The 20,723-nt window shown below is 43.0% G+C and carries 17 protein-coding genes; 8 read left to right on the forward strand and 9 right to left on the reverse strand.

Going from position 1 to position 20,723, the window contains the following annotated elements; genetic code table 11:
- Positions 1-10 precede the first annotated feature (10 nt).
- Positions 11-1,900: an ABC-F family ATP-binding cassette domain-containing protein gene (locus C6Y03_RS13300; RefSeq protein WP_060595738.1), complete on the reverse strand. Its 1,890-nt coding sequence runs from the start codon at positions 1,898-1,900 to the stop codon at positions 11-13.
- 133 nt (positions 1,901-2,033) lie between these two features.
- On the opposite strand from C6Y03_RS13300, the gene C6Y03_RS13305 reads away from it, so the two are divergent.
- Together C6Y03_RS13305 and bcaP are read left to right on the forward strand one after the other, a co-directional pair.
- Positions 2,034-3,107 carry a tetratricopeptide repeat-containing glycosyltransferase family 2 protein gene (locus C6Y03_RS13305; protein WP_060595737.1) on the forward strand — a complete coding sequence of 358 codons (1,074 nt, stop codon included), beginning with the start codon at positions 2,034-2,036 and terminating at the stop codon, positions 3,105-3,107.
- 181 nt (positions 3,108-3,288) lie between these two features.
- Positions 3,289-4,680, forward strand: coding sequence for a branched-chain amino acid transporter BcaP (gene bcaP, locus C6Y03_RS13310; protein ID WP_106039459.1), 1,392 nt, complete (start codon positions 3,289-3,291; stop codon positions 4,678-4,680).
- Between the two features lie 203 nt (positions 4,681-4,883).
- On the opposite strand, the gene C6Y03_RS13315 is transcribed toward bcaP, so the two are convergent.
- Positions 4,884-6,299 carry an SLC13 family permease gene (locus C6Y03_RS13315; protein WP_060595735.1) on the reverse strand — a complete coding sequence of 472 codons (1,416 nt, stop codon included), beginning with the start codon at positions 6,297-6,299 and terminating at the stop codon, positions 4,884-4,886.
- A 262-nt stretch (positions 6,300-6,561) separates the two neighbouring features.
- Here C6Y03_RS13315 and pbp4 point away from each other — a divergent pair, with 262 nt between their 5' ends.
- Both pbp4 and C6Y03_RS13325 read left to right on the forward strand, forming a co-directional pair.
- Positions 6,562-8,601 carry a penicillin-binding protein PBP4(5) gene (gene pbp4, locus C6Y03_RS13320; RefSeq protein ID WP_106039460.1) on the forward strand — a complete coding sequence of 680 codons (2,040 nt, stop codon included), beginning with the start codon at positions 6,562-6,564 and terminating at the stop codon, positions 8,599-8,601.
- 134 nt (positions 8,602-8,735) lie between these two features.
- Positions 8,736-9,974: an MFS transporter gene (locus C6Y03_RS13325; protein WP_034664564.1), complete on the forward strand. Its 1,239-nt coding sequence runs from the start codon at positions 8,736-8,738 to the stop codon at positions 9,972-9,974.
- A 35-nt stretch (positions 9,975-10,009) separates the two neighbouring features.
- Here the strand turns inward: C6Y03_RS13325 and C6Y03_RS13330 are convergent, their stop codons facing one another.
- The 5 genes from C6Y03_RS13330 to rfbF are packed head-to-tail and all read right to left on the reverse strand — an operon-like array spanning position 10,010 to position 14,791.
- Positions 10,010-10,939 (reverse strand): putative nucleotide-diphospho-sugar transferase, encoded by a 930-nt coding sequence (locus C6Y03_RS13330; RefSeq protein ID WP_106039461.1) that lies wholly within the window; start codon positions 10,937-10,939, stop codon positions 10,010-10,012.
- Entirely contained in the window at positions 10,940-12,130 is a 1,191-nt protein-coding gene (locus tag C6Y03_RS13335) for a glycosyltransferase family 2 protein (RefSeq protein WP_106039462.1), read from the reverse strand.
- The gene (locus C6Y03_RS13340) at positions 12,127-13,038 is read right to left on the reverse strand and encodes a putative nucleotide-diphospho-sugar transferase (RefSeq protein ID WP_060595731.1); all 912 of its coding nucleotides are present in this window, start codon (positions 13,036-13,038) and stop codon (positions 12,127-12,129) included. The genes C6Y03_RS13335 and C6Y03_RS13340 overlap by 4 nt, the downstream gene beginning before the upstream one ends.
- 12 nt (positions 13,039-13,050) lie before the next feature.
- Positions 13,051-14,022, reverse strand: a complete 972-nt coding sequence (locus tag C6Y03_RS13345; RefSeq protein ID WP_041816148.1) for a GDP-mannose 4,6-dehydratase — start codon at positions 14,020-14,022, stop codon at positions 13,051-13,053.
- A 4-nt stretch (positions 14,023-14,026) separates the two neighbouring features.
- Positions 14,027-14,791, reverse strand: a complete 765-nt coding sequence (gene rfbF / locus C6Y03_RS13350) for a glucose-1-phosphate cytidylyltransferase (RefSeq protein WP_095285997.1) — start codon at positions 14,789-14,791, stop codon at positions 14,027-14,029.
- Between the two features lie 355 nt (positions 14,792-15,146).
- Here rfbF and C6Y03_RS13355 point away from each other — a divergent pair, with 355 nt between their 5' ends.
- Positions 15,147-15,296 (forward strand): DUF1540 domain-containing protein, encoded by a 150-nt coding sequence (locus C6Y03_RS13355; protein ID WP_003213883.1) that lies wholly within the window; start codon positions 15,147-15,149, stop codon positions 15,294-15,296.
- 198 nt (positions 15,297-15,494) lie between these two features.
- Positions 15,495-16,574, forward strand: a complete 1,080-nt coding sequence (locus C6Y03_RS13360) for a DUF3900 domain-containing protein (protein WP_060595729.1) — start codon at positions 15,495-15,497, stop codon at positions 16,572-16,574.
- Between the two features lie 63 nt (positions 16,575-16,637).
- Here the strand turns inward: C6Y03_RS13360 and C6Y03_RS13365 are convergent, their stop codons facing one another.
- Positions 16,638-17,840 carry an MFS transporter gene (locus C6Y03_RS13365; RefSeq protein ID WP_106037195.1) on the reverse strand — a complete coding sequence of 401 codons (1,203 nt, stop codon included), beginning with the start codon at positions 17,838-17,840 and terminating at the stop codon, positions 16,638-16,640.
- 103 nt (positions 17,841-17,943) lie between these two features.
- Here C6Y03_RS13365 and C6Y03_RS13370 point away from each other — a divergent pair, with 103 nt between their 5' ends.
- Positions 17,944-18,852 (forward strand): LysR family transcriptional regulator, encoded by a 909-nt coding sequence (locus C6Y03_RS13370; RefSeq protein WP_106039463.1) that lies wholly within the window; start codon positions 17,944-17,946, stop codon positions 18,850-18,852.
- A gap of 34 nt (positions 18,853-18,886) precedes the next feature.
- Here the strand turns inward: C6Y03_RS13370 and C6Y03_RS13375 are convergent, their stop codons facing one another.
- Positions 18,887-19,366, reverse strand: a complete 480-nt coding sequence (locus C6Y03_RS13375) for an aminoacyl-tRNA deacylase (protein ID WP_060595726.1) — start codon at positions 19,364-19,366, stop codon at positions 18,887-18,889.
- Between the two features lie 145 nt (positions 19,367-19,511).
- On the opposite strand from C6Y03_RS13375, the gene C6Y03_RS13380 reads away from it, so the two are divergent.
- Complete coding sequence (locus C6Y03_RS13380; RefSeq protein ID WP_106037196.1) at positions 19,512-20,711, forward strand: MFS transporter; 1,200 nt, start codon at positions 19,512-19,514, stop codon at positions 20,709-20,711.
- Positions 20,712-20,723: the final 12 nt, after the last annotated feature.

Here is a 20,723-nt window from a genome sequence, read left to right on the forward strand (position 1 = left end):
TTCTTATTTCTTAGTCATGACTCTCTAATTCCTCAATCATCAGCGATAGTTCTGTCCAGCGGTCCATTGCTTGTTCTAGTTCTTCAGCAACGGCTTTTTGTTCGTCCATCAGCTCTTGAATTTTTCCAAAATCACTGCCTGCCTCCGCAATGCTTGCTTCAAGCTGCTGGTGTTTTTCCTCTAATGCCTGAATCCGGTCTTCAATTCCGTCCCATTCAAGCTGGTCTTTATAAGAAAGTTTTTTTCTCTTTTTAGGCGCCGCTTCTACTTGTTTCTCAGCAGGCTTTGTCTCTGTCCGCTTCGCCTCTTTTTCTTGCTCCATGTAATCGCTGTAAGCACCTTGGAAGTGTGAAATGCGGCCATTACCTTCAAAGACAAGCAGACGGTGAACCACTCGGTCTAAGAAATAACGATCATGCGATACGGTCATAACAACGCCAGGAAACTGTTCTAAATAATCCTCTAAAATGCTGAGGGTCTCCGTATCAAGATCGTTCGTCGGCTCATCTAAAAAGAGAACATTTGGTTCTTCCATTAAGACTTTCAATAAATACAATCTGCGGCGTTCTCCCCCTGACAGCTTGCGAATAAACGTCCGCTGCATGGATCTTGGGAATAGGAACCGTTCTAGCATTTGCTCTGCTGTCACGATAGCGCCATCAGATGTCTTGACGATCTCAGCTGTTTCCTTGATGTACTCAATGATGGTCAGTTCTTCATCCATTTCCTTGTGATCCTGCGTGTAATAGCCAATGCGAACGGTTTGTCCAATCGTCAATTGTCCTGTAGTCGGTTCTATTTTACCCGCTAGACAGTTAAGAAGAGTCGTTTTGCCGACTCCATTCGGTCCGATAAATCCAATCCGGTCGCCCGGCACGACTAAATCTGTAAACCGCTCCACAAGGGTCTGGCCAGCAAATGAAATTGATAAGTCTTCTGCCTCTATGACTTGTTTTCCTAGGCGGTGCGAGCCGATAGCGAAATCAAGCTCTCCTTTCGCATCAGGCCCTTTTTGATCCATCAGCTCTTCGGCTCTGCCGATGCGAGCTTTTTGCTTCGTCGTTCTTGCTTTTGCCCCTCTTCTCAGCCATGCAAGTTCTCGTCTGAGTAAGTTTTGACGCTTCGTTTCTTTCACCTGAGCTTCTGCTTCTCGTTCGGCTCTTTTTTCTAAAAAGACTTCATAATTTCCTTTATACGTATAGAGCTGCCCTTGATTCAATTCATAAATTCGGTTGGCCACACGGTTTAGGAAATAACGATCATGCGTCACCAGAATGACAGCACCGCTGTATTGACTCAAATATCCTTCGAGCCATTCAATCGTTGCATTATCGAGATGGTTGGTTGGCTCGTCTAAAATCAGCAATCCCGCGGGCTGAATTAAATTTTTAGCAATCGCGACACGCTTTTTCTGTCCGCCTGATAATGCATGAACAGAGCGGCTCACATCTTTGACACCAAGCTTTGTCAAAATCGTTTTTGCTGACAGGTTCGCATCCCATGCGTCTTCCTGATCCATTCGATTTTGCATGCGCATGAGCGCTTCTTGTTTTGCTTCATTTTGCGGATCATGCTCTAAATCGGCTAGCGCCTTTTCATATGCCTTCATCGTTTGAATCATGGGTGCCGTTCCAGAAAAAATGTAATCAAGAATCGTTTCATTCCCGCTCATTTCAGGGTCTTGCTCAAGAAATTCGATATCAAGTGTCCCTGCCTTCGTGATGTCACCCTCCTCAAACGATTCAAGTCCTGCAATGACCTTTAGGAGCGTTGACTTTCCTGTTCCGTTTGGTCCAATCAATCCGATGCGTTCCCTTGGTTCTATATGAAAAGAAATATGATCAAACAGCGTTTTCTCGCCATATGTTTTATATAATCCTTCAACATTCAATAAACTCATTTTTATCAGCCCTTACATAGATTCTCCCTTTATTTTAAATCAGCCGGTAGCAGAAAACTAGTTTTAAAAAACCCGCTGCTGAAAAGAATGTTTCCTTTTGCTGCTCGATACACTATGAAGAGGTGATCTAAAGATGGTAACCATTAGCTTATGTATGATTGTGAAAAATGAAGAGGAGGTGTTAGCGGACTGCCTTTCCTCTGTCCAAGACATTGTAGATGAGATGATCATCGTTGATACAGGGTCAACAGATCGTACGAAGGAGATTGCTCACTCCTTTTCAGCACAGGTACTTGATTTCGAATGGGTTCAGCACTTTGCAAAAGCCCGCAATTTCGCTTTCTCACATGCAACGAAAGAGTATATTTTATGGCTTGATGCAGACGATGTTCTACTAGAAGAAGACCGTCAAAAATTTCTTCAGCTCAAAGAGACGCTTGATCCTTCGGTGGATGCCGTCTCAATGTTTTATCATGTGGGATTTGATCAAGACGGTCGGGTGAATTTTAAATATAGAAGAAATCGCCTTGTGAAACGTGTCTTGAACTTTCAGTGGTACGGGGCCGTACATGAGTTTCTTCAAGTGTATGGCAACATCTTTCCAGCCGATATAGCCGTCACACATCAAAAGCGCAAGAAAACAACCACTGGTGAGCCTGGGCGCAACCTGCGAATTTATGAAGACATGCTCGCAAAAGGAGAGGACATGACGCCACGTGATCTCTTTTACTTTGCCAATGAATTAAGAGATAACAGGCAGCATGTCAGGGCGATTCGTTTTTATCATGAATTTTTAGCGACAAAACAGTGCTGGATTGAGGATGAAATTCGCACATGCCAATATTTAGCCGACTGCTATTATGCGGTAGGCTTCGAGGAAGCGGCTTTATCCTCATTATTACGTTCTTTCTTATACGATCAGCCCCGTCCAGAATTTTGCTGCCGGATCGGGGATCATCTAAAAATACAAAATAAACATCAGGCAGCGATCTTTTGGTATGAGCAGGCGCTGAAGGCTCCTGAAAACGAAACAGCCTTCACACTCACACAGTATAAAACGTGGTATCCACATCTCCAGCTTTGCTATTGTTATTATCAGCTCGGCGATTTGGAAAAAGCCAAGACACATCATCTTGCCTCCTCCGCCCATTACCCCACTCATCCAAGTGTGCTGTTCAATGAAAAAATATTTGCTGAACAGACATAGATCCCCCCGTCACCACATCCGCCTTCCACCTGCCAGCGGATGTCTCTTTTTATGCACAAATTCGATTGTGATGTTTAACACTTTAGTGATTTAAAGCGTTTTTCAACCAATTGACTAAATTGTCAATTACGCATATACTAACATTCGTCTTACGAAAAGATTTATCCATTAGGAGGTCAACATGAGTTCTTTATTTCGAAAAAAGTCTCTCGACCAGCTCATGCTTGAAAGTCAAACGAAGCGGCTTAGCCGATCGTTAAATACGTTTGATTTAATCTTGCTTGGCATTGGCTGCGTGGTCGGGACTGGTATCTTTGTGATTACGGGGGTTGCGGCAGCAAAGGATGCGGGACCTGCGATTATTATATCTTTTATTTTGGCTGCGATCGCATGCGCCCTTGCTGCTTTTTGCTACGCTGAATTCTCCTCGTCCATTCCTGTGTCAGGAAGCGTCTATACGTATTCCTACGCCACACTTGGGGAATTTCTCGCCTTCTTAATGGGCTGGGATCTCATGCTTGAATATGTCATTGCGCTCTCTGCTGTAGCAAGTGGATGGTCGTCCTATTTTCAATCACTGCTCAGTGGATTCGGTCTGCACATACCGAAGGCTTTATCAGCTGCACCTGGAGCCGCTGATGGTGCCGTCTTTAACCTTCCAGGCGCACTTATTATTTTACTCATCACCTTTATCGTCTCAAGAGGCGTCAAAGAAAGCACGAAGCTGAATAACATCATTGTGTTAATCAAAATTGCCATCGTCCTTCTCTTTATCATTTCAGGCTTTGCTTACGTCAAACCTGAAAACTGGACACCCTTTATGCCGATGGGCTTTGAAGGAGTAATCGCAGGCGCGGCAACAGTCTTTTTTGCTTATCTCGGATTTGATGCGATCGCCAATGCATCTGAAGAGGTCAAAAATCCGCAAAAGGCGATGCCGGTTGGCATTATCGGAGCGCTCGGTGTTTGTACCGTTTTATACATCGGTGTGTCCTTTGTCTTAACCGGCATGGTTCACTATACGAAACTGAATGTCAGTGACCCTGTCGCATTTGCTCTTCAAGTCGTTGGCCTTCATAGTGTGGCAGGTATCATATCAGCCGGTGCCATTATTGGGATCACAACGGTTTTAATTGCCTTGGTCTATGCGCAGGTTCGCTTAACCTTTGCGATGAGCCGCGATGGACTCATGCCAAAAATTTTCTCAAATGTTCATCCAAAATCGCAAACACCCGTTGCCAACACTTGGCTGACAGGTGCTGTCGCAGCATGTATCGTAGGTTTTGTGAATTTATCGACGCTTGCGAATTTAGTGAGTATCGGTACACTTGCAGCCTTTACAGTGATTTCAATTGCCGTCATTGTTTTACGGAAAAAGCACCCGAATGTCAAAGCAGCGTTTAAAGTACCATTCGTGCCTGTTCTTCCGATTATCAGTGCGGTCATTTGTATCACACTTGCGACGACCCTTTCATGGGTGACTTGGAGAGCCTTCCTTATCTGGGTAGCCATTGGTGTCGTTGTTTACTTCACCTATGCAAGACGAAAAAGTCATCTTAATGAAACACATTAGAAAAGAGACACGGGGTTTCCCGGTCTCTTTTTTTTGCTTAAATCACGCTGTTTTTGGCTGAATTTGAGTCCACCATGTCTGGATCTAACACGCTTATTACACGCCAAAGGACACTCACATCAAAAATCCACACCACCACCGAAGCCAAAAGAAACAAAAACACCGACGGTCTCGATTCGATCAAAGCCATCTTCTTAACCCGCTCAGCTTTTAAACACAATCGGGAGCCAGAAATACACCGCAAGGACAATCGCCACAATACTGATGATATTTAACCAAAAGCCTGCCCTGACCATATCAGATATTTTCAGCACGTCCGCACTAAAGACAGCGGCGTTTGGCGGTGTGGAGATCGGCAGCATAAACGCACATGAAGAAGCCAAAGCAGCCGCAGCCATTAACCCATATGGCTCCATACCAATCGCAAGCCCAAGCCCTACCGTAATCGGAATAATCATATTGGCAACAGCTGTATTCGACATAATTTCAGTCATAAACAAAATCGCTCCCGTTAAAATGATCAACAGCACGATATACGAAAGCCCATTTAAATGCTGTAGATTTTCCCCAATCCATCCCGTTAGATTGGTTTCTGCAAAGCCCGTAGCGAGCGAAAGCCCACCTCCAAACAAAAGCAAAAGCCCCCACGGCAGCTGTTTCATATCCTGCCATTCTAATATTCTCTCTCCATTTGTTGCTGGAATGAGAAATAACAGCATGGCACCGAAAATGGCGATAGACGTATCAGATACGGTGATCCCTCCAAACAAAAAGAGCTTAAAAATCCACAAAAACGCCGTCATGAGAAAAACAACAAACACCCATTTTTCCTCTTGTTTCATTTTTCCTAAATTCTCTAATCCCTTTCGAATGAACGCTACACTCATTTCACCTGTGTGCTCTACCTTGAACTGTACCTTGGTCAAATACAGAAATAAGAGAATGAGCAGAATCATCGCAACAGGAAAACCAAACAAAAACCATTCAAAAAACATAATTTCCCGATCTAGCAGTTTTTTTGACATCGCAGCAAACACCGCATTTGGCACAGATCCGACAAGTGTTGCTAGACCACCAATTGACGCTGAATACGCAACCGACAATAAGATGCTTTTACTGAATCGATCAAGAGATGGACCAGATAAGATTTCATTAGCCTTGACCTCTTTAATCACTGCAAGTGCCACTGGGAGCATCATCAGGGCTGTCGCTGCATTCGAAATCCACATAGATAAAAAAGCAGTCGCGATCATGACACCTAATACAATGCGATCACTTCTTGTGCCAATCACCCTCAAAATGTGTAAGGCCATTCTTCTATGTAAGTTCCATTTTTCAATGGCAATAGCAATCATAAATCCTCCCATGTACATAAAAACGATCGGATCTCCATAAGCCCTTGATGTCTGTTCCATAGAAAGCCCGCCAAGTGTCGGCAGTAGGATGATGGGCAATAAAGATGTTGCAGGTATGGGCAGTGCTTCTGTCACCCACCATGTTGCCGTCCAAGCCGTAATGCCCAAGACTACCCTCGCAGCATAGGTCAATTCATCTTCAGGTATGAGAAACAGAACGAGCAAGAAGAGTGTCGGTCCAAGAATAAGTCCAATTACATTCACTTTTTTATAAACGATAACAATTCCCCCCTATTGAAAGCGCTTGTCATATTTTTTCTAATTTTCCACATTCGATGATCTCTTAAGAAATCCTTTAAATCATATGAAAAAATGAAGATATCTTTCATAAAAACAGCTGTCATTTTACTCCCATTTCCAATACCATGACATGATGCCTTGGTCTATTTTCATAGGAGAAACTATACAAATCATGTGCAATCACTGTAAAATATAGAAGATCTAATCAAAAATTGAGGTGTTTTCATTGTATAAGGATCAAAGAAAATCATTTTGGAAACAGAAAAAATTCATTATTCCTCTTCTTAGCATCATCGTGATAGCAGCTGCTCTCTTTTTCTTAAAAGATACTCTTTTCTCAAAAGAAAAAGAGGCTTTAAAAGCGGCTCAATCCTTTACGAAACAATTGGAGAAGAAAGACTTTACGAAGCTGGCTGATGAGGTAACGAGTACGTCTTTGAAAGCCAATGACTTCTCAAAAAAACAACTAGCCGAAAAATATGACAATATCTTTAACGGAATTGGTGCTTATGATCTGAACATATCAAAGCTCAACGTCGAAAAACAGGACAAAGGAAATGAGTATCAATTTTCCTATGATGTGACAATGAAAACGTCTTTTGGCAAGCTGCACAAGCTTTCTTACAAGGGCGTTCTCTCAGAAGAAGATGACAAGTGGAAAGTGGACTGGAAGCCAAATCTCATCTTCCCGCAAATGGAGAAGGGAGATACTATCAAAGTCAAATCAGACCCTGCTGTCCGTGGAAACATTGTAGACCGAAAAGGGCGTACGCTGGCAGAAACAACTGGTGGAAACGCACTTGGCATCATCCCAGGTAAACTCGGGACAGGGAAAGAAAAAGAACGCAATATCAAAAAAATCAGCAAGGCATTTGATATAGATGAAGAACTAATCGACAATCAGCTGAAACAAGCATGGGTCACAGACGACACGTTTGTCCCGCTCAAATCAATGTTAGAGCAAAAGCCGATTCCAAAGGATGTAAAAGGCGTCACCTATCAAACGAAGGAAATGCGTTACTATCCTTATAACGAAGCCGCCGCCCATCTCACCGGCTATGTCGGAAAAGCAAATGCAGATGATATCAAAAGAAATCCGGCATTAAAAGCAGATCAAATCATCGGCAAAACCGGCCTTGAATTCACGTTTGACAAAAACCTGCGTGGACAAGATGGCGGAAGCATTCTGATCGTCCATGATGAAACAGGCATTGAAGAAACATTGCAAAAATCAGATCGAAAAGATGGAAAAACAGTGAAGCTGACCATTGATGCTTCTTTACAGAAAAAAACCTATGAACAGCTAAAAGGTGAAAAAGGGGCCGTCACGATCATGAATCCATCATCGGGGGATCTATTAGCGCTTGTCAGCGCCCCTTCCTACGATGTCAATCTCATGACAAACGGGATCACACCTAAGCAATATCAGGTATACAGTGAAAACCCAGACCTCCCATTCCAAGCTCGGTATGCGAGCCGGTATGCACCAGGGTCTACATTCAAAACCATTACAGCGGCCATCGGGCTGGAAACAGGTGTCACAAAACCTAATAAAGTACGCACCATTCATGGACTGAAATGGCAAAAGGATCAATCTTGGGGCAATTATCGAATTACACGGGTTCACGATAAAGAAAACGTAAATATGGTCGATGCCCTCGTGTACTCAGACAATATTTACTTCGGACAGGAAGCACTGGAAATTGGCAAAGACACCTACGAGAAAAAAGTAAAAGCATTTGGGTTTGGCGAAGATTTGCACATGCCATTTACAATGAAACCAGCACAAGTATCGAACGATGGCATTCAATCGGACATCTTACTTGCTGACTCTGCCTATGGCCAAGGCGAATTACTCATGTCACCGATTGAACAAGTACATGCCTATTCTCCATTTGCAACAGGAGGCAAGCTTGTCTATCCTCGAGTCGTTCAAGATGAAAAAACAGCATCACCAAAACAAATCATCAAAGAAGACTCGGCAAACTCAGTGAAAGACGCGCTGACTCAGGTCGTGACCAGTCCAAACGGTACAGCTCACTCCTTACAAATTGAAGGAGCTGATATTGCCGCTAAAACAGGAACGGCAGAGCTGAAGAGCAAACAAGGGGCAACAGACGGTTCTGAAAATGGATTTTTACTTGCATTTAATCCTAAAAAAGAAGATTACGTCCTCGTCGGCATGATTGAAGGTGTGAAAAACCGCGGCGGAAGCGGACTCGTCATTCAAAAAATGAAGCCTGTGATCGCATCTTTTTATCAATAACCCTTTAGAGACACAAGCACTTGTGTCTCTTTTTTCTAAATCATGACAATTTGCTATTGTTTTATAGTTCACCTTATGAATAAAATGAGAAGAATGCAAAATAGAAAACAGTTGAATGAAAGGAGGAAGTCTCATTGGCTATTGCTGCTCGTACAAAGGATAAACCTCAAAATTCTGTCACCGGATCAACGGTTTACCCCATTTTATTGATTATTGGCATTTGCCATATGCTGAACGACACATTGCAAGCCGTTATTCCTGCGATGTTCCCTATTTTAGAACGCTCAATGGGGCTGACCTTTACACAATTAGGGCTGATTGCCTTTACATTAAATATGGTCTCCTCCGTCATGCAGCCCGCTATTGGGTGGTATACAGATAAACGGCCGATGCCTTATGCACTCCCGATTGCTTTATTTTCTAGTGCTGTCGGTATATTCGGGCTTGCGTTTGCGCCTTCCTTTGCCACCATTTTGCTTTGCGTTGTCTTTATCGGACTCGGCTCTGCAATTTTCCATCCAGAGGGCTCTCGTGTTGCCAACATGGCAGCTGGTCCAAGACGAGGACTTGCACAGTCCATCTATCAAGTAGGCGGAAATACAGGTCAAGCCTTTGCTCCGCTGATCGCTGCATTAATGCTCGTCCCTCTCGGTCAGCCAGGCGTGGCTTGGTTTACGATTGTTGGAATGATTGCTGTCGGTTTCCTTCTTTATATTTCAAGATGGTACGCAGGAAGACTTCAAACCATTCGAGCTCAAGCGAAAAAGGCTCCAGCAAAAGCTGCAAGATCTGATATTCATCGTAAGTCAGCACTCACAGCACTTGGCATTATCGTCTTTCTCATCTTTGCCCGCTCTTGGTATGGGAATGCGATATCGAATTTCTATGCGTTTTATGCGATTGAACAATATGGATTGACGATTAAAGAATCACAGACTTATATTTTCTTATTTCTCATTCTAGGTGCAATTGGGACATTTTTAGGCGGACCGCTTGCAGACCGCTTCGGCAAGAAAACCGTGATTTTAATTTCCTTATTGGCATCCTTTCCACTTGCCCTGCTGCTGCCATTTGCCGGACCTGTTTTTGCTTATGTTTTACTTGGACTGATTGGGGTCATTCTGACATCAAGCTTCTCTGTCACAGTCGTTTATGCTCAAGAACTATTTCCCGGGAAAATTGGCACAATGTCTGGTTTAACTGTTGGGCTTGCGTTTGGTATGGGTGCAATTGGATCAGTCGCTCTAGGCTCATTCATTGATGCCTTCGGTTTAACGCCTACCATGATCGGAGTCGCCTTTTTACCGATATTAGGCATCCTGGCCTTCTTACTACCTAGCGATCAAACCATCTCCAAATGGAATGAATCATAAAAAGGAGAAAACCGCTCAGTTATTGAGCGGTTTTTTCATATCTCATAAAAATGCGTGTCAGGAACGTGCTTCTTTGCAATAAACCCTTGCTGAAATTCTGGAAAGACCTTTTGCACCTGTTTAATTTTTTGATGAACCAAATCGGCATACGGAATATATAGATGATCCACTAGATTTTGTTCTGTCATATAGTAATACCAATTAAGATTAAAGGTATTCTCATCAATGATCGTAAAGGCAGAAAAATGATAGAACAAGAGTGGACATTCGTCGAGATACATATCCCCTTTCACAACTGAAAGCTTGTAGTTTTCAATATTCCAAATGGCGGCATTGGCTCCTTTAGATGTCACCACATGGACCCCTTCAAAATCATCGATCCATCTTTCAACATACCGCTGATCTCCATAAGTCTTATTTTCTGTATCCATTTCTACTGTACAGTGTGCAAGACAGTTTTCCTTCCATTGTGTGACCGCCTGTTTGGCAACGTCTGTGTTGCGGCAGCCGACAAATCCAGTATTAAAGCGGCCAGACAACTCATAAAAGTGATAGAACCGCTTGGAATTCATATGATCCGTCAAAAATAAATGAGCGAGCGGATTCTCTGCAAATACCGCCTCTGGATCATGATAAAAATACAAATCCGTATCCAAATGGGCGAGATAATCCGCTTCTGAGGACTCAAGGATTTTGAGCAGAAAAGCAGGCTTTAACGTCCAGCAATACTCATGGAACGTCCGATCATCTTTTGCCTTTCGCAGCGTGTCATCTTCAATGTCTTCAAGCTGTTCATATTGAACGTGCGGATGAGGGAATTCACTTAACACCTTGTAAGCCAAAGGGTCCGCACATAAAACCGACAACTTGAATGAATGGGCGGTTTGTTCAAGCGAATGAATCAGCGCCAAAAGCTTAAAAATATGGGTATTCGACACAATGGTTGTAAAATGATAAGACGCCATCTACAACACATCCACTTGAAACAAATCAACGCGTAATAGCTCTTTCGTCAGCCCTTGAATGGCTTCTACAAGCACTGTGCAGTCATATTCCTGCCGTGCAAGCTGCGCTGCTTCTGACAACTTTTTCAAAGGGACACGCTTTGCTGTCAGCTGATCTTTTTTATCGCGTTTGATGCCTACATTCCGCTCTGTGATCAAATGAAGCAGCTCTAAAAAATAAGAAAGCAGACCATCGAATGCCGGATTTTCACGCAGCTGCCGGACCTCTTTCACAATGTCATTTGTGACGGTGTGAGAAAATGGACCAGAGAAAGCCAAATGGACATCAATGGCATCAATATTGTTGTACTTCTCGCACATATACAAAATGTTATATTTGATGTCATCAAATGACGTTAAATTACTTGGATGCTCCTGATGCACACTCATGATATCCTCTCGCAATTCAAACGAGAGACCAAGCTGATGCAGACGAATTCCTAAATCATAATCCTCAAACCCGTACCGAACGATATTTTCATCAAACATCCCGAGTGCCATGACATGCTTACGTTTGACAGAGGAGTTATTCGTAATAAAAAATCGCCACGGCAGCTCATAAGAGCCTAAATCATAGTTATACGTGCGCAAAATGTCTTTGAGAATATCAATAAACTCAGACTGCAAATCGAAGCTTTTCTCTAGAAATCCACCATTTTCAACTTCCTTCATTGATAAAAGAGGCGTTTTATCTTTCATTTTCCGCTTATACAAGCCTTGCTTTTTCAACCGATTGATATGATCCTGATCAAATGCTTCGTAAAAATAACGATAAATCCGCTTCCAGCATACACCACAAATCACAAGGTCCTCATGAACAGCATGTGCCTCCGCATGCTTTTGAATAAATTGCGGCTCTGCCAGCATATCGCTGTCATGGAATATCAGCAGGTCTCCCTCCGCCTCGCGAATGGCATGATTGCGACCCTTGGCAATCCCTTGATTGACAGGAATACGTACCTTTTTAAACGGGAAATTCACCTCAATGTTCTCAAGCATTTCCATCGTGCCGTCCGTTGACCCATTATCAGCGACAATCACCTCAAATGGAATATCCGTATCCTGAAGCGTTAAGGAAAAAAGACTCCCTTCTAAACGCTCTTTGGCATTATAGCTTGGAATAATGACGCTTACCTTTGGCTTCTCATTCATGCGTCATCCCCCTCCAATTTGGCATAGCCGTTAAACAGCGGATCGACCTTCTCAACAGATTCAATCACATGGCGCAGCACGTTTCGATAGGCTTCTTGGAAAAACGGCAGATCATTTCTCCCTTTTTCATGAATTTGCTGCATCTCATCCTTGCTCACGATGCGAAAGCCGCTGAAATGATAGCAAATGAGCGGATGCCCATCGTCCAGCAAAATACGTCCATTCTCTTCCCGATAAGAATGCTGCCCATAGTTCCAATGACCAATATTCACGCCTTTTGTTTGAATATCTTCCACTTTTTCAAACAGCTTCGGCATATGATCCAGATATCCTTGATCGCCAAACTTGCCTTCTCCCGGCGCATTTTTGCATTCCTTCAAGCATTCTTCTTTCCACCAGCTGAGGCATTTCCGGCCGGCTTCATCTCCTTTAAAATACAGGAAGCCTGAGTTATATCGTCCTAAAAGCTTCTGAAGCATCTTCACTTCCTCAGGATCGAAGCTCGGAATCACAATATCCCCTCTCGAGAGTAAAACAGAGGCATCCGGCTGATGTTGAAAAATCGCTTTCGGGCTCTCATAAAAAAATAAATCCGCATCAAGATAGGTTACGCCCTCTGCCTGCTCCTGTTCAAATAACCACTCAATCCAAATCGGCTTTAATGTCCAGCAATATTCCGAGGCATCCCGTTCCTCTTTTTTCTCCAGCAGCTCCGGCGTTTCGAGCTCCCGTACATGAACAAGATCGACATGAGGAAAATTCATTTGATGAAGCAGATCAAATGCAGCATCATCCATACATAACGTCTTGATGACAGCATCATCTTCTACTTGCTTCAATGATAAGAAAAACGCAATGGCTTGATAAAGTCTTCCACTTGATAGAACCGTACAATATATGCTGTTCATCTACTTACACCTCTATTTTTGAAAGAATTCGCGGTACCATTCAATCGTCTTCTCTAAACCTTCATCAATGGAATAGTCAGGCTTCCAATCAAGCAGCTTTCTCGCCTTTTCTGCCGACAAATATTGATGCTTAATCTCATGCGTTCCTTGGTTTAAAATACGCGGCTTCAGTTCACTGCCCATTGCCTTTAAAATCTTATCCACGAGCTCAAGCACCGTCAGCTGAATTTCATTACTAAAGTTAAATGCTTCTCCAGCGAGCCCTTTTTCCTCCATCTTCTCAGCTAGCAGCAAATAAGCCTTGACCGCATCTTCAATGTAGAAGTAATCACGAATAAATGTCCCGTCACTTCTAATTTCCGGTGCCTCTCCTTCTAACACAAGCTGGATGGTTTGCGGAATGATTCTGTTGAAATTTAAATCCCCGCCCCCGTATAAATTGCCGCAGCGTGTAATACAAACCGGAAGACCATATGTGTTGTAATACGTGTGAGAAATTAAATCTGCACAGCTCTTCGATACATCATACGGATGTTTCCCATTTAACGGCATATCTTCATCGTATGGAAGCTGCTCCTGATCGCCGTATGCTTTGTCACTTGATGCCACGATGACTCGTTTGATCAGCGGCTGTCTTCTGCAAGCCTCCAGTACATTCCATGTCCCTAAAATATTGGCTTCAAATGTAGAAACAGGGTGTCTATTTGCGACCCCAACAATGGCCTGCGCCGCCAAATGGAAGACAGTATCAATTTCGTATTCTCCTAACGCACGTTCAATCGTTTGCATATCCTCCAATGCACCTTGCACCACATTCATCTTTTCGAATTGACTGCCTTGATATAAATTCGATCGAGGCACCTGATCACGCACAAGCCCAGTTACGTTTGCACCTTGATCAATCAATTCCTTGACGAGATAGCTTCCCAATAGTCCTGTACATCCAGTCACAAATACGTTTTTCCCATTCCAAAATCCGCTCATGCCGTCACCAAACCTTCCATGGTTGTTTTCCATTTGTCCACATGCCATTGATTTCCTTCAGGTTCTTATACGTATCGATCGCTGTCCAAAATCCGTGGTGCTCATAAACCGCAAGCTCTCCATCATTCGCCAGATTTTGCAGAGGCTCCGCTTCAAACACGCATTGATCATCGTCTGTCAAATAGTCAAATACCTTTGGAGACAACACAAAAAATCCTCCATTGATCATCCCGATACTGTCTGTCTTCTCAGAGAAGGATTGTGCCATCCCGTTATATACCTTCAACGTCCCGTACTGTGACTTCTTTTCAATTCCTGTGACAGTCGCAGCTGCCCCAAGATCCTGATGACGCTTCAGCAGATGAAACATATTGATATTGGCAAGTCCATCACCATACGTCATCATGAATGTCTCATCCCCAATGTAGTCCTGCGCCTGCTTTAACCGTCCGCCTGTCATCGTCTCCTCACCCGTATCTAAAAAGGTGATTTTCCAGTTCTCTGACTTTCCTAAAAGCTTCATTTCTCCTGTTGCCATATCCAGCTGCATGCTGTGATGCCGCCAGTCGTAGTTCAGAAAATATTCTTTGATCTTCTCTCCTTTATATCCAAGCAATAAGATAAACTCATCTACTCCGTAATACTGATAGATTTTCATAATATGCCATAGAATAGGCCGATCTCCGATCATAGCAAGTGGTTTAGGAAGCGCTTGTGTGACCTCACTCATTCTCGTTCCCTTTCCTCCGCAGAGAATGACTGCTTTCATCTTCTCCCCTCATCTCTCTATGAAAATTTTTGATTGAAAACCTTATCTTTATGCGGAAAATCAGTACATGTACCCTCAGACTTTGTCCGACATCAGGTTTTGAATCTACTCTATTCATATGTCGAAATGAGAGATGGTGCCACCTAGCATTTAACTATTTTTACAAATAAAAAAAGAGCGAGATTTGTATTCTCGCTCTTTCAAAGTTTAAATTGTATATTATCAGGGTAGATGGTATGATAAACATGTGCATCATCAGCACAAACAGCCTCTTTTTATAAAGAGACTACTAGATGGAATGAATTCAAGTGGCAGCTTGCTTCATTCTCAATATGAATCACGGAGGTGAATTCCCATGGCACAAAACGTACTTTGTGAAGTGAACTCTTGCCGTTTTTGGGCTGATAACAGCTGTACAGCTTCTACCATTAAAATTGGTAAAAACACAATGACTGATGTGACTCGCAATGCTGAAACTGATTGCGAAACATTTGAAACAAAATAAGTTGTTTTTCTGAGATGAAGGAACTGGCAGGTTCCTTCTTTTCTTTTATCATTCTATCAAGAATGATAATTATTATCAAGTGTTTTCCACTAAACATTTCTCGGGAAATAATGACACGATATTTCTCCATTCGTTGACGATTTTCACTCCTTTTTCTATACTCAACATATCCGAAGAAGAAAAAGTGGTGACCAATCAATGGATTTTACGATACGTTTTCTATCATTCTTTGTCGTAGAAATCGAAGGCAAAGATGAACAAGCAAATAAACGGTTCAAGCATTATCAAACATTAGATCAAGAGGAATTTGAACAAAGTGAGCTGAAGGACTTTTTAGATGGTGAGCTAAAAAAAATCGTCAAACGAAAAGTGGACAGACACCCTAAATCAGAACAAGTACCGACCAAAATTGGCCGATTCATTGTCGAACCCGGTCATGAACTCGATTCAAATCCAAACTACAATTTATTTCATCAGACGAGATTTGCCGATACAAAAGAAGTATTTAATGAATGCAGCGAACAGTTTGTTCGCACGTATTTAGATACAAGTGCTGTCAGAGGCGGCGTTTTTTTAGTTGCGTCTGCCGTTCCTAAAAAGTACTTCGATGACTCCTTTGTCTTTATTATGAAATGCGATTTTGAACAGAAAGTGGCTTCTATCGCTGATACATCTACCTTGATCAAAAAAGTCGAAATGGCCATTACAACAAAAAATATGAAATCGATTCAATATCCGTTTATGCCAGAAGAGGGCATGACAGAGGAAGCTGAAGTGAAAATTCACCAATCCTCACATGCGCGTTATTTTGAGGACTTTCTGAAATTCGTCGAATACGGGGAATCTATGCCCGAAATCATGAAATCACAGGTCATGAATATGGTGCAGGAACAAGTATTTGAAACATTACAGGATGAAAGTGAAGAATTAAAGCAGTTCGAAGAGGATCTTGAAATATGGGAAGCGAGTGAAAAACGAGAAATTAGAGAAACACTCGATACAGAACAGGTCACACTAGCAGCTTCTCACATTGTGGAACAAACCCCTGATATCACAATGAAAATGCGTCTAGGTGAAACAGAAATCAAAGGACTTCTCGCGGACTTTGGCCACTCGATCCATATTGCGAAGGTCAACAATCGATATGTCGTGCTCGTTGAAGCAGACCAAATCGTCTTCGAAAAAGGAAGCACACCTGTTGAATTCCATAAACCAAATGGATTAAAAGAGGTTGTCAGCCACCTGACGCAAAAAGCCTACGATTCAGACATAGAATAAGAGAATATGACTGCCTCTGCGATCAGCTGCATGAGGCAGTTTTTTTATATAACGCTTCATTTTTTACACTGCACGAGAAGAAACATGCAGCTGCCCGCCTCTTGCCCACATGCTGACAAGCATTAAGCTTATGATGAGCATCAGCCAAAAGACACTGTTTGTTCCGAAAAACTGAATCAACGTATATCCGCACAAAGGCCCTAAAGCAGCACCCATATCTTGAACAAAAGAATAGCTTGCGAGAAAGCGGTTCTTATCTGTTTGAGCAGAGGCTTTTTGAAAGGCAAGTGTATCGGTGAACGTTGTTACAATCGTTGCCAGCAGCTGAATCAAAAGCAGCATCAATAGGAACCAGCCGCTTACCTTCAGCATGACCCCAAGAAAACTGAGCCCTCCAAATGAAAGAAACATCCAGCTTAGCATTCGTTCCTTCATCACAAGCCGATCAAACCATTTGCCTGTTCTCGGTGCGACAAATGGTTCCCACCCCCACCTGATTGCTTGAATGACACCGCTTAAAGCCGAAGCTCCGATGACAAAGCCAAATAGAGCAAATTCATCCTGATCGATCTTTGCTTCAATGACATGACTCAGCGTGGATGCGAATAAACCTTGTATAATAAGTGCGACCAGCATGCCTGTTATCAGTACTTTTACAACATCTCGTGCAAACCACTTCTGTTTGATGCCATGATACATCTGCGTGCCTTCTCTCTTTTCAATTTCATCCAAAGATACATAAAAAACGCACCCTATCAATGTGAGTAAACCAAAGACAAGCGTCATGGACTGGAAGCCGAACAAGCTGGCGAAAATCCCGCCAAATAACATACCAAATAAACTGCCAAGCCGGTAAAGCCCATTATAAAGACCCGTCAAATGTCCTTGTGAGCCTTCGTCCATTTCAGCCAAAACCCTCATCCCGCTCATACGGAGTAACGTCCAAGCAAGCCCCCATGCGCAGCGGCAGATCAGCAGCAGCCAAAAACCACTCATCCCATATAATGCCGTGGTCACTGACGCGATCAAAATCGCCATTAATACACCGGTCTTCATTGGGATATAGCGATAGAGCCACCAAACGACAGGCGCTAGCGGAATGCGAATGAATCGGTTGATGGACAGCAGTAACCCGACCTCCCAAATAGATGATAAACCAATCTCTTTCCAATAGACTGGAAGAACAATATAGAGCATTGAATCCCCAATAAGTGCAAATGCTGTGATGAGCGATATTGACACAACTTGCTTTTGACGATGATCCATTTTCCCTTCCCCCTTCGCTATCTTTACGATAAGGGATGCTTTATAATAAATCTAATGAATGTTTTTGATTAAACCATTAAAATAATTGATAGGTGGTGCAAAGTTGAATTTACATGCCCTTCGGATTTTTGCAAAGGTCGCAGAGACTAAAAGCGTCACACAAACAGCAGACGCACTATCTTTGACACAGCCAGCTGTGACGGCTCAGCTTAGAAGCATTGAACGAGAGATCGGTTTTCGCCTTTTTAAACGAAACGGCCGAGGAATTGCGCTCACAGAAATGGGAAAGATGCTGTATCCTTATGCCCGGCAAGTGTTCGAGGCTGAAAAGGAAGTAGAATATCAGATCACACTATTACAAAACGGGAAAAAGGGACGCCTCCGCATCGCTTCTACCTACGTACCACTCAACTTTTTACTGCCTGATTGGCTCGCTGCTTTTAAATCGTCTTCACCACAGACAGAAATTGAATTAAAAAGCGGAAACTCCGCTCAAGTGATAGACAGCCTGCTTCAATATGAATCAGATGTGGCCATCGCTGTAATTGAAGATTTGGATCATGAGGAGATCGTTACCTCCCATTTGACGAATTTAAGCTATGATTTTATTGTGCCAGCAGACCATTCGTTAAACGGAAAAACCGTCCCGCTAGAGCGCCTGAGCCTGGAGCCTTTTTTAATGCGTGAAGAAGGCAGCTCCACAAGAGATAAGCTCTTTTCCCTTTTCACCTCGAAAGGAATTAAAAAACCGACTGTTGATTTACAATTCAGCGGTGTTCATGAAGCGATTCAAATGATCAAAGCTGGCTATGGGATCACACTTGTTCCCCGTGATGCGGTTCAAGGCAGTCTCAAGCGGAAAGAGATTGGGCGCGTATATATCGAAGGCATAGAAATCGTCAGACCCGTTGTTATCTGCAAACGGGCGAATGATCTTGAAGAAAATAGAACAGTGGATGCCTTTCTGCAAATGAAAGATATCGGTCCATTTAAGGCGCCTGCTGCAAATTAAAAAAGTGCCTGCATAAGAAACAGGCACTTTTTTTCTATTCGGCTGGTTGAACAATGTCATACGGTACAGCCTTTGAGGCTTTCACTAATTGTTCTGGTGTGATGAGGATTTCATTTCCCCATTCGCCTGCTCCAACGCCTAATACCTCTTCCTCTAATAACGAAGCTTCGATGATGGTGCGGAAGCCTTCTGGCTGCCAGCAAAATGGCGGTATCGAGCCAATTCGGTAGCCCGTCACTTCCAGAACCTTCTCTGGTGATGCCATTTTAATATTACGAGAGCCGGCCGCTTTCTTTAGTTTCCCTGACTTAATATGCTGGTCTGCGCCAACCATTACAAGCAGCTGCTCCCCTTCCCCTGTTTCAAAAATCAATGTTTTGATCATTTGTCTTTCACGAAAACCAAGGGCTGCTGCTACATTTGCTGCTCCCTTCTCTGTTTCGGAAGAAAATGCTTTGATCTCATATGGGATGCTGTGCTGATTCAAGAATTCATGTGCCGGTAGTACTTTCATTGATTTGAACCCCTTTCCTTGCGATGTCTTTCATTTAGCTTATCACAATCCTCTCATCCTTAAGATGTATTTTTCAATGAAAAGCCTCTAGGTCCTTCATCACCATGCTATACTGAACTTGTTTTTGAAAAGGAGCCGGTTGGATATGGGAAACAAGTTTTGGTATTATACAGGCAGTAAAAGCCTTCTCATGCTAAGTGATATTCTATTTGTGATGACGATCACGTTTGTGATCTATCAAGATACACAATCTGTTGCGTATGCGGCTTTATTTCCGCTAATAAGAACATTATGCCAGCTATTAGCTGGGCTCATCTCTCCTGTTTTGGCAGATCACTTTCAAGCGGGCCGGCTGTTGAAATGGGTCCCGCTTTTACGTCTTGTGATGCTCATCGTGTTTACATCCCAATTTCATTTCTTTCAGCAGCATATGGTCTGGCTGTTTGGTGCGCTTATTCTCATTTCCATCACAGGTGGAGTCATTAGTCCTTTATTACAGGCCATCATGCCGATGCTTGTGCCAGCAAATCAGCTTGTGAAAGCGAACAGTACAGCCTCCATTTTTCATCAAACGGTGCAAATCGCCGGTTATTCGTTTACTGGAATGCTCGTCCTGTTGATTGGTCCTTTTTATTTAATGTGGATTACTTGTTTCATGATTGTGTTGTCTTATTTGTTTTTCATCCCTGTTTTTCCTCTTCTCAAGCAAGAAGACACGGTTCGAAAAGCAAATAAGATGAACAGTTTCAAGGATGGCTGGGCGATTATTTGGACAAATAAAACGATTCGCACTCTGACCTTTATGGATGTTTGTGAAAATATGGCGGGCGCTGTGTGGATCGGGGCGATTACCCTTGCCTTTGTCACCCATGATTTAAACGAAAGTGAGGAATGGTGGGGTTTTATCAACGCCGCTTATTATACAGGCGCCATTCTAGGCGGGCTCTTGGCTGCGTGGATAAGCCGGTTGATTCAAAAGCAGCTTCTTCTCTTTATGGCAGCTGGTTCATTCATTTATGCAGTGCTGACTATTGTCTTTTCACTGAATAGCCTGCCGTGGCTTGCTTTGCTGCTTTGCATTTTGATGGGGCCTGCTTATCAAATTCGAGATGTTTCGCAGCAAACCATTCTTCAAACGGAAACGCCCGTCCGAGATTTATCAAAGGTGTACTCGGCTCATTACGTCCTTTCTTCTGTATCTGTCGGTTTATCTATTTTCTTTGTTGGATTGATTGCAGATGCATTCGGAGCGAGGACTGTGTATTTGCTAGGCGGTTTGTTTGTGCTCATCTGTTCGGGGATTGCCATCCTCGCTTTTATGAGACAGAAAAAAAAGAGCGGCTGATTCATGCAGCGG

The sequence above is a fragment of the Bacillus sp. LNXM65 genome (genome assembly GCF_002998575.1).
Classification (GTDB): Bacteria; Bacillota; Bacilli; order Bacillales; family Bacillaceae; genus Bacillus.

Bases quoted from the DNA above. Each gene is read 5' to 3' on its own strand.
- rfbF (WP_095285997.1), bottom strand. From the start codon at position 14,791: ATGAAAGCAGTCATTCTCTGCGGAGGAAAGGGAACGAGAATGAGTGAG.
- C6Y03_RS13330 (WP_106039461.1), bottom strand. From the start codon at position 10,939: ATGGCGTCTTATCATTTTACAACCATTGTGTCGAATACCCATATTTTT.
- C6Y03_RS13375 (WP_060595726.1), bottom strand. From the start codon at position 19,366: ATGAAAGTACTACCGGCACATGAATTCTTGAATCAGCACAGCATCCCA.
- bcaP (WP_106039459.1), top strand. From the start codon at position 3,289: ATGAGTTCTTTATTTCGAAAAAAGTCTCTCGACCAGCTCATGCTTGAA.
- C6Y03_RS13380 (WP_106037196.1), top strand. From the start codon at position 19,512: ATGGGAAACAAGTTTTGGTATTATACAGGCAGTAAAAGCCTTCTCATG.
- C6Y03_RS13305 (WP_060595737.1), top strand. From the start codon at position 2,034: ATGGTAACCATTAGCTTATGTATGATTGTGAAAAATGAAGAGGAGGTG.
- C6Y03_RS13360 (WP_060595729.1), top strand. From the start codon at position 15,495: ATGGATTTTACGATACGTTTTCTATCATTCTTTGTCGTAGAAATCGAA.
- C6Y03_RS13365 (WP_106037195.1), bottom strand. From the start codon at position 17,840: ATGGATCATCGTCAAAAGCAAGTTGTGTCAATATCGCTCATCACAGCA.
- C6Y03_RS13345 (WP_041816148.1), bottom strand. From the start codon at position 14,022: ATGAGCGGATTTTGGAATGGGAAAAACGTATTTGTGACTGGATGTACA.
- C6Y03_RS13340 (WP_060595731.1), bottom strand. From the start codon at position 13,038: ATGAACAGCATATATTGTACGGTTCTATCAAGTGGAAGACTTTATCAA.
- C6Y03_RS13335 (WP_106039462.1), bottom strand. From the start codon at position 12,130: ATGAATGAGAAGCCAAAGGTAAGCGTCATTATTCCAAGCTATAATGCC.
- C6Y03_RS13300 (WP_060595738.1), bottom strand. From the start codon at position 1,900: ATGAGTTTATTGAATGTTGAAGGATTATATAAAACATATGGCGAGAAA.
- C6Y03_RS13355 (WP_003213883.1), top strand. From the start codon at position 15,147: ATGGCACAAAACGTACTTTGTGAAGTGAACTCTTGCCGTTTTTGGGCT.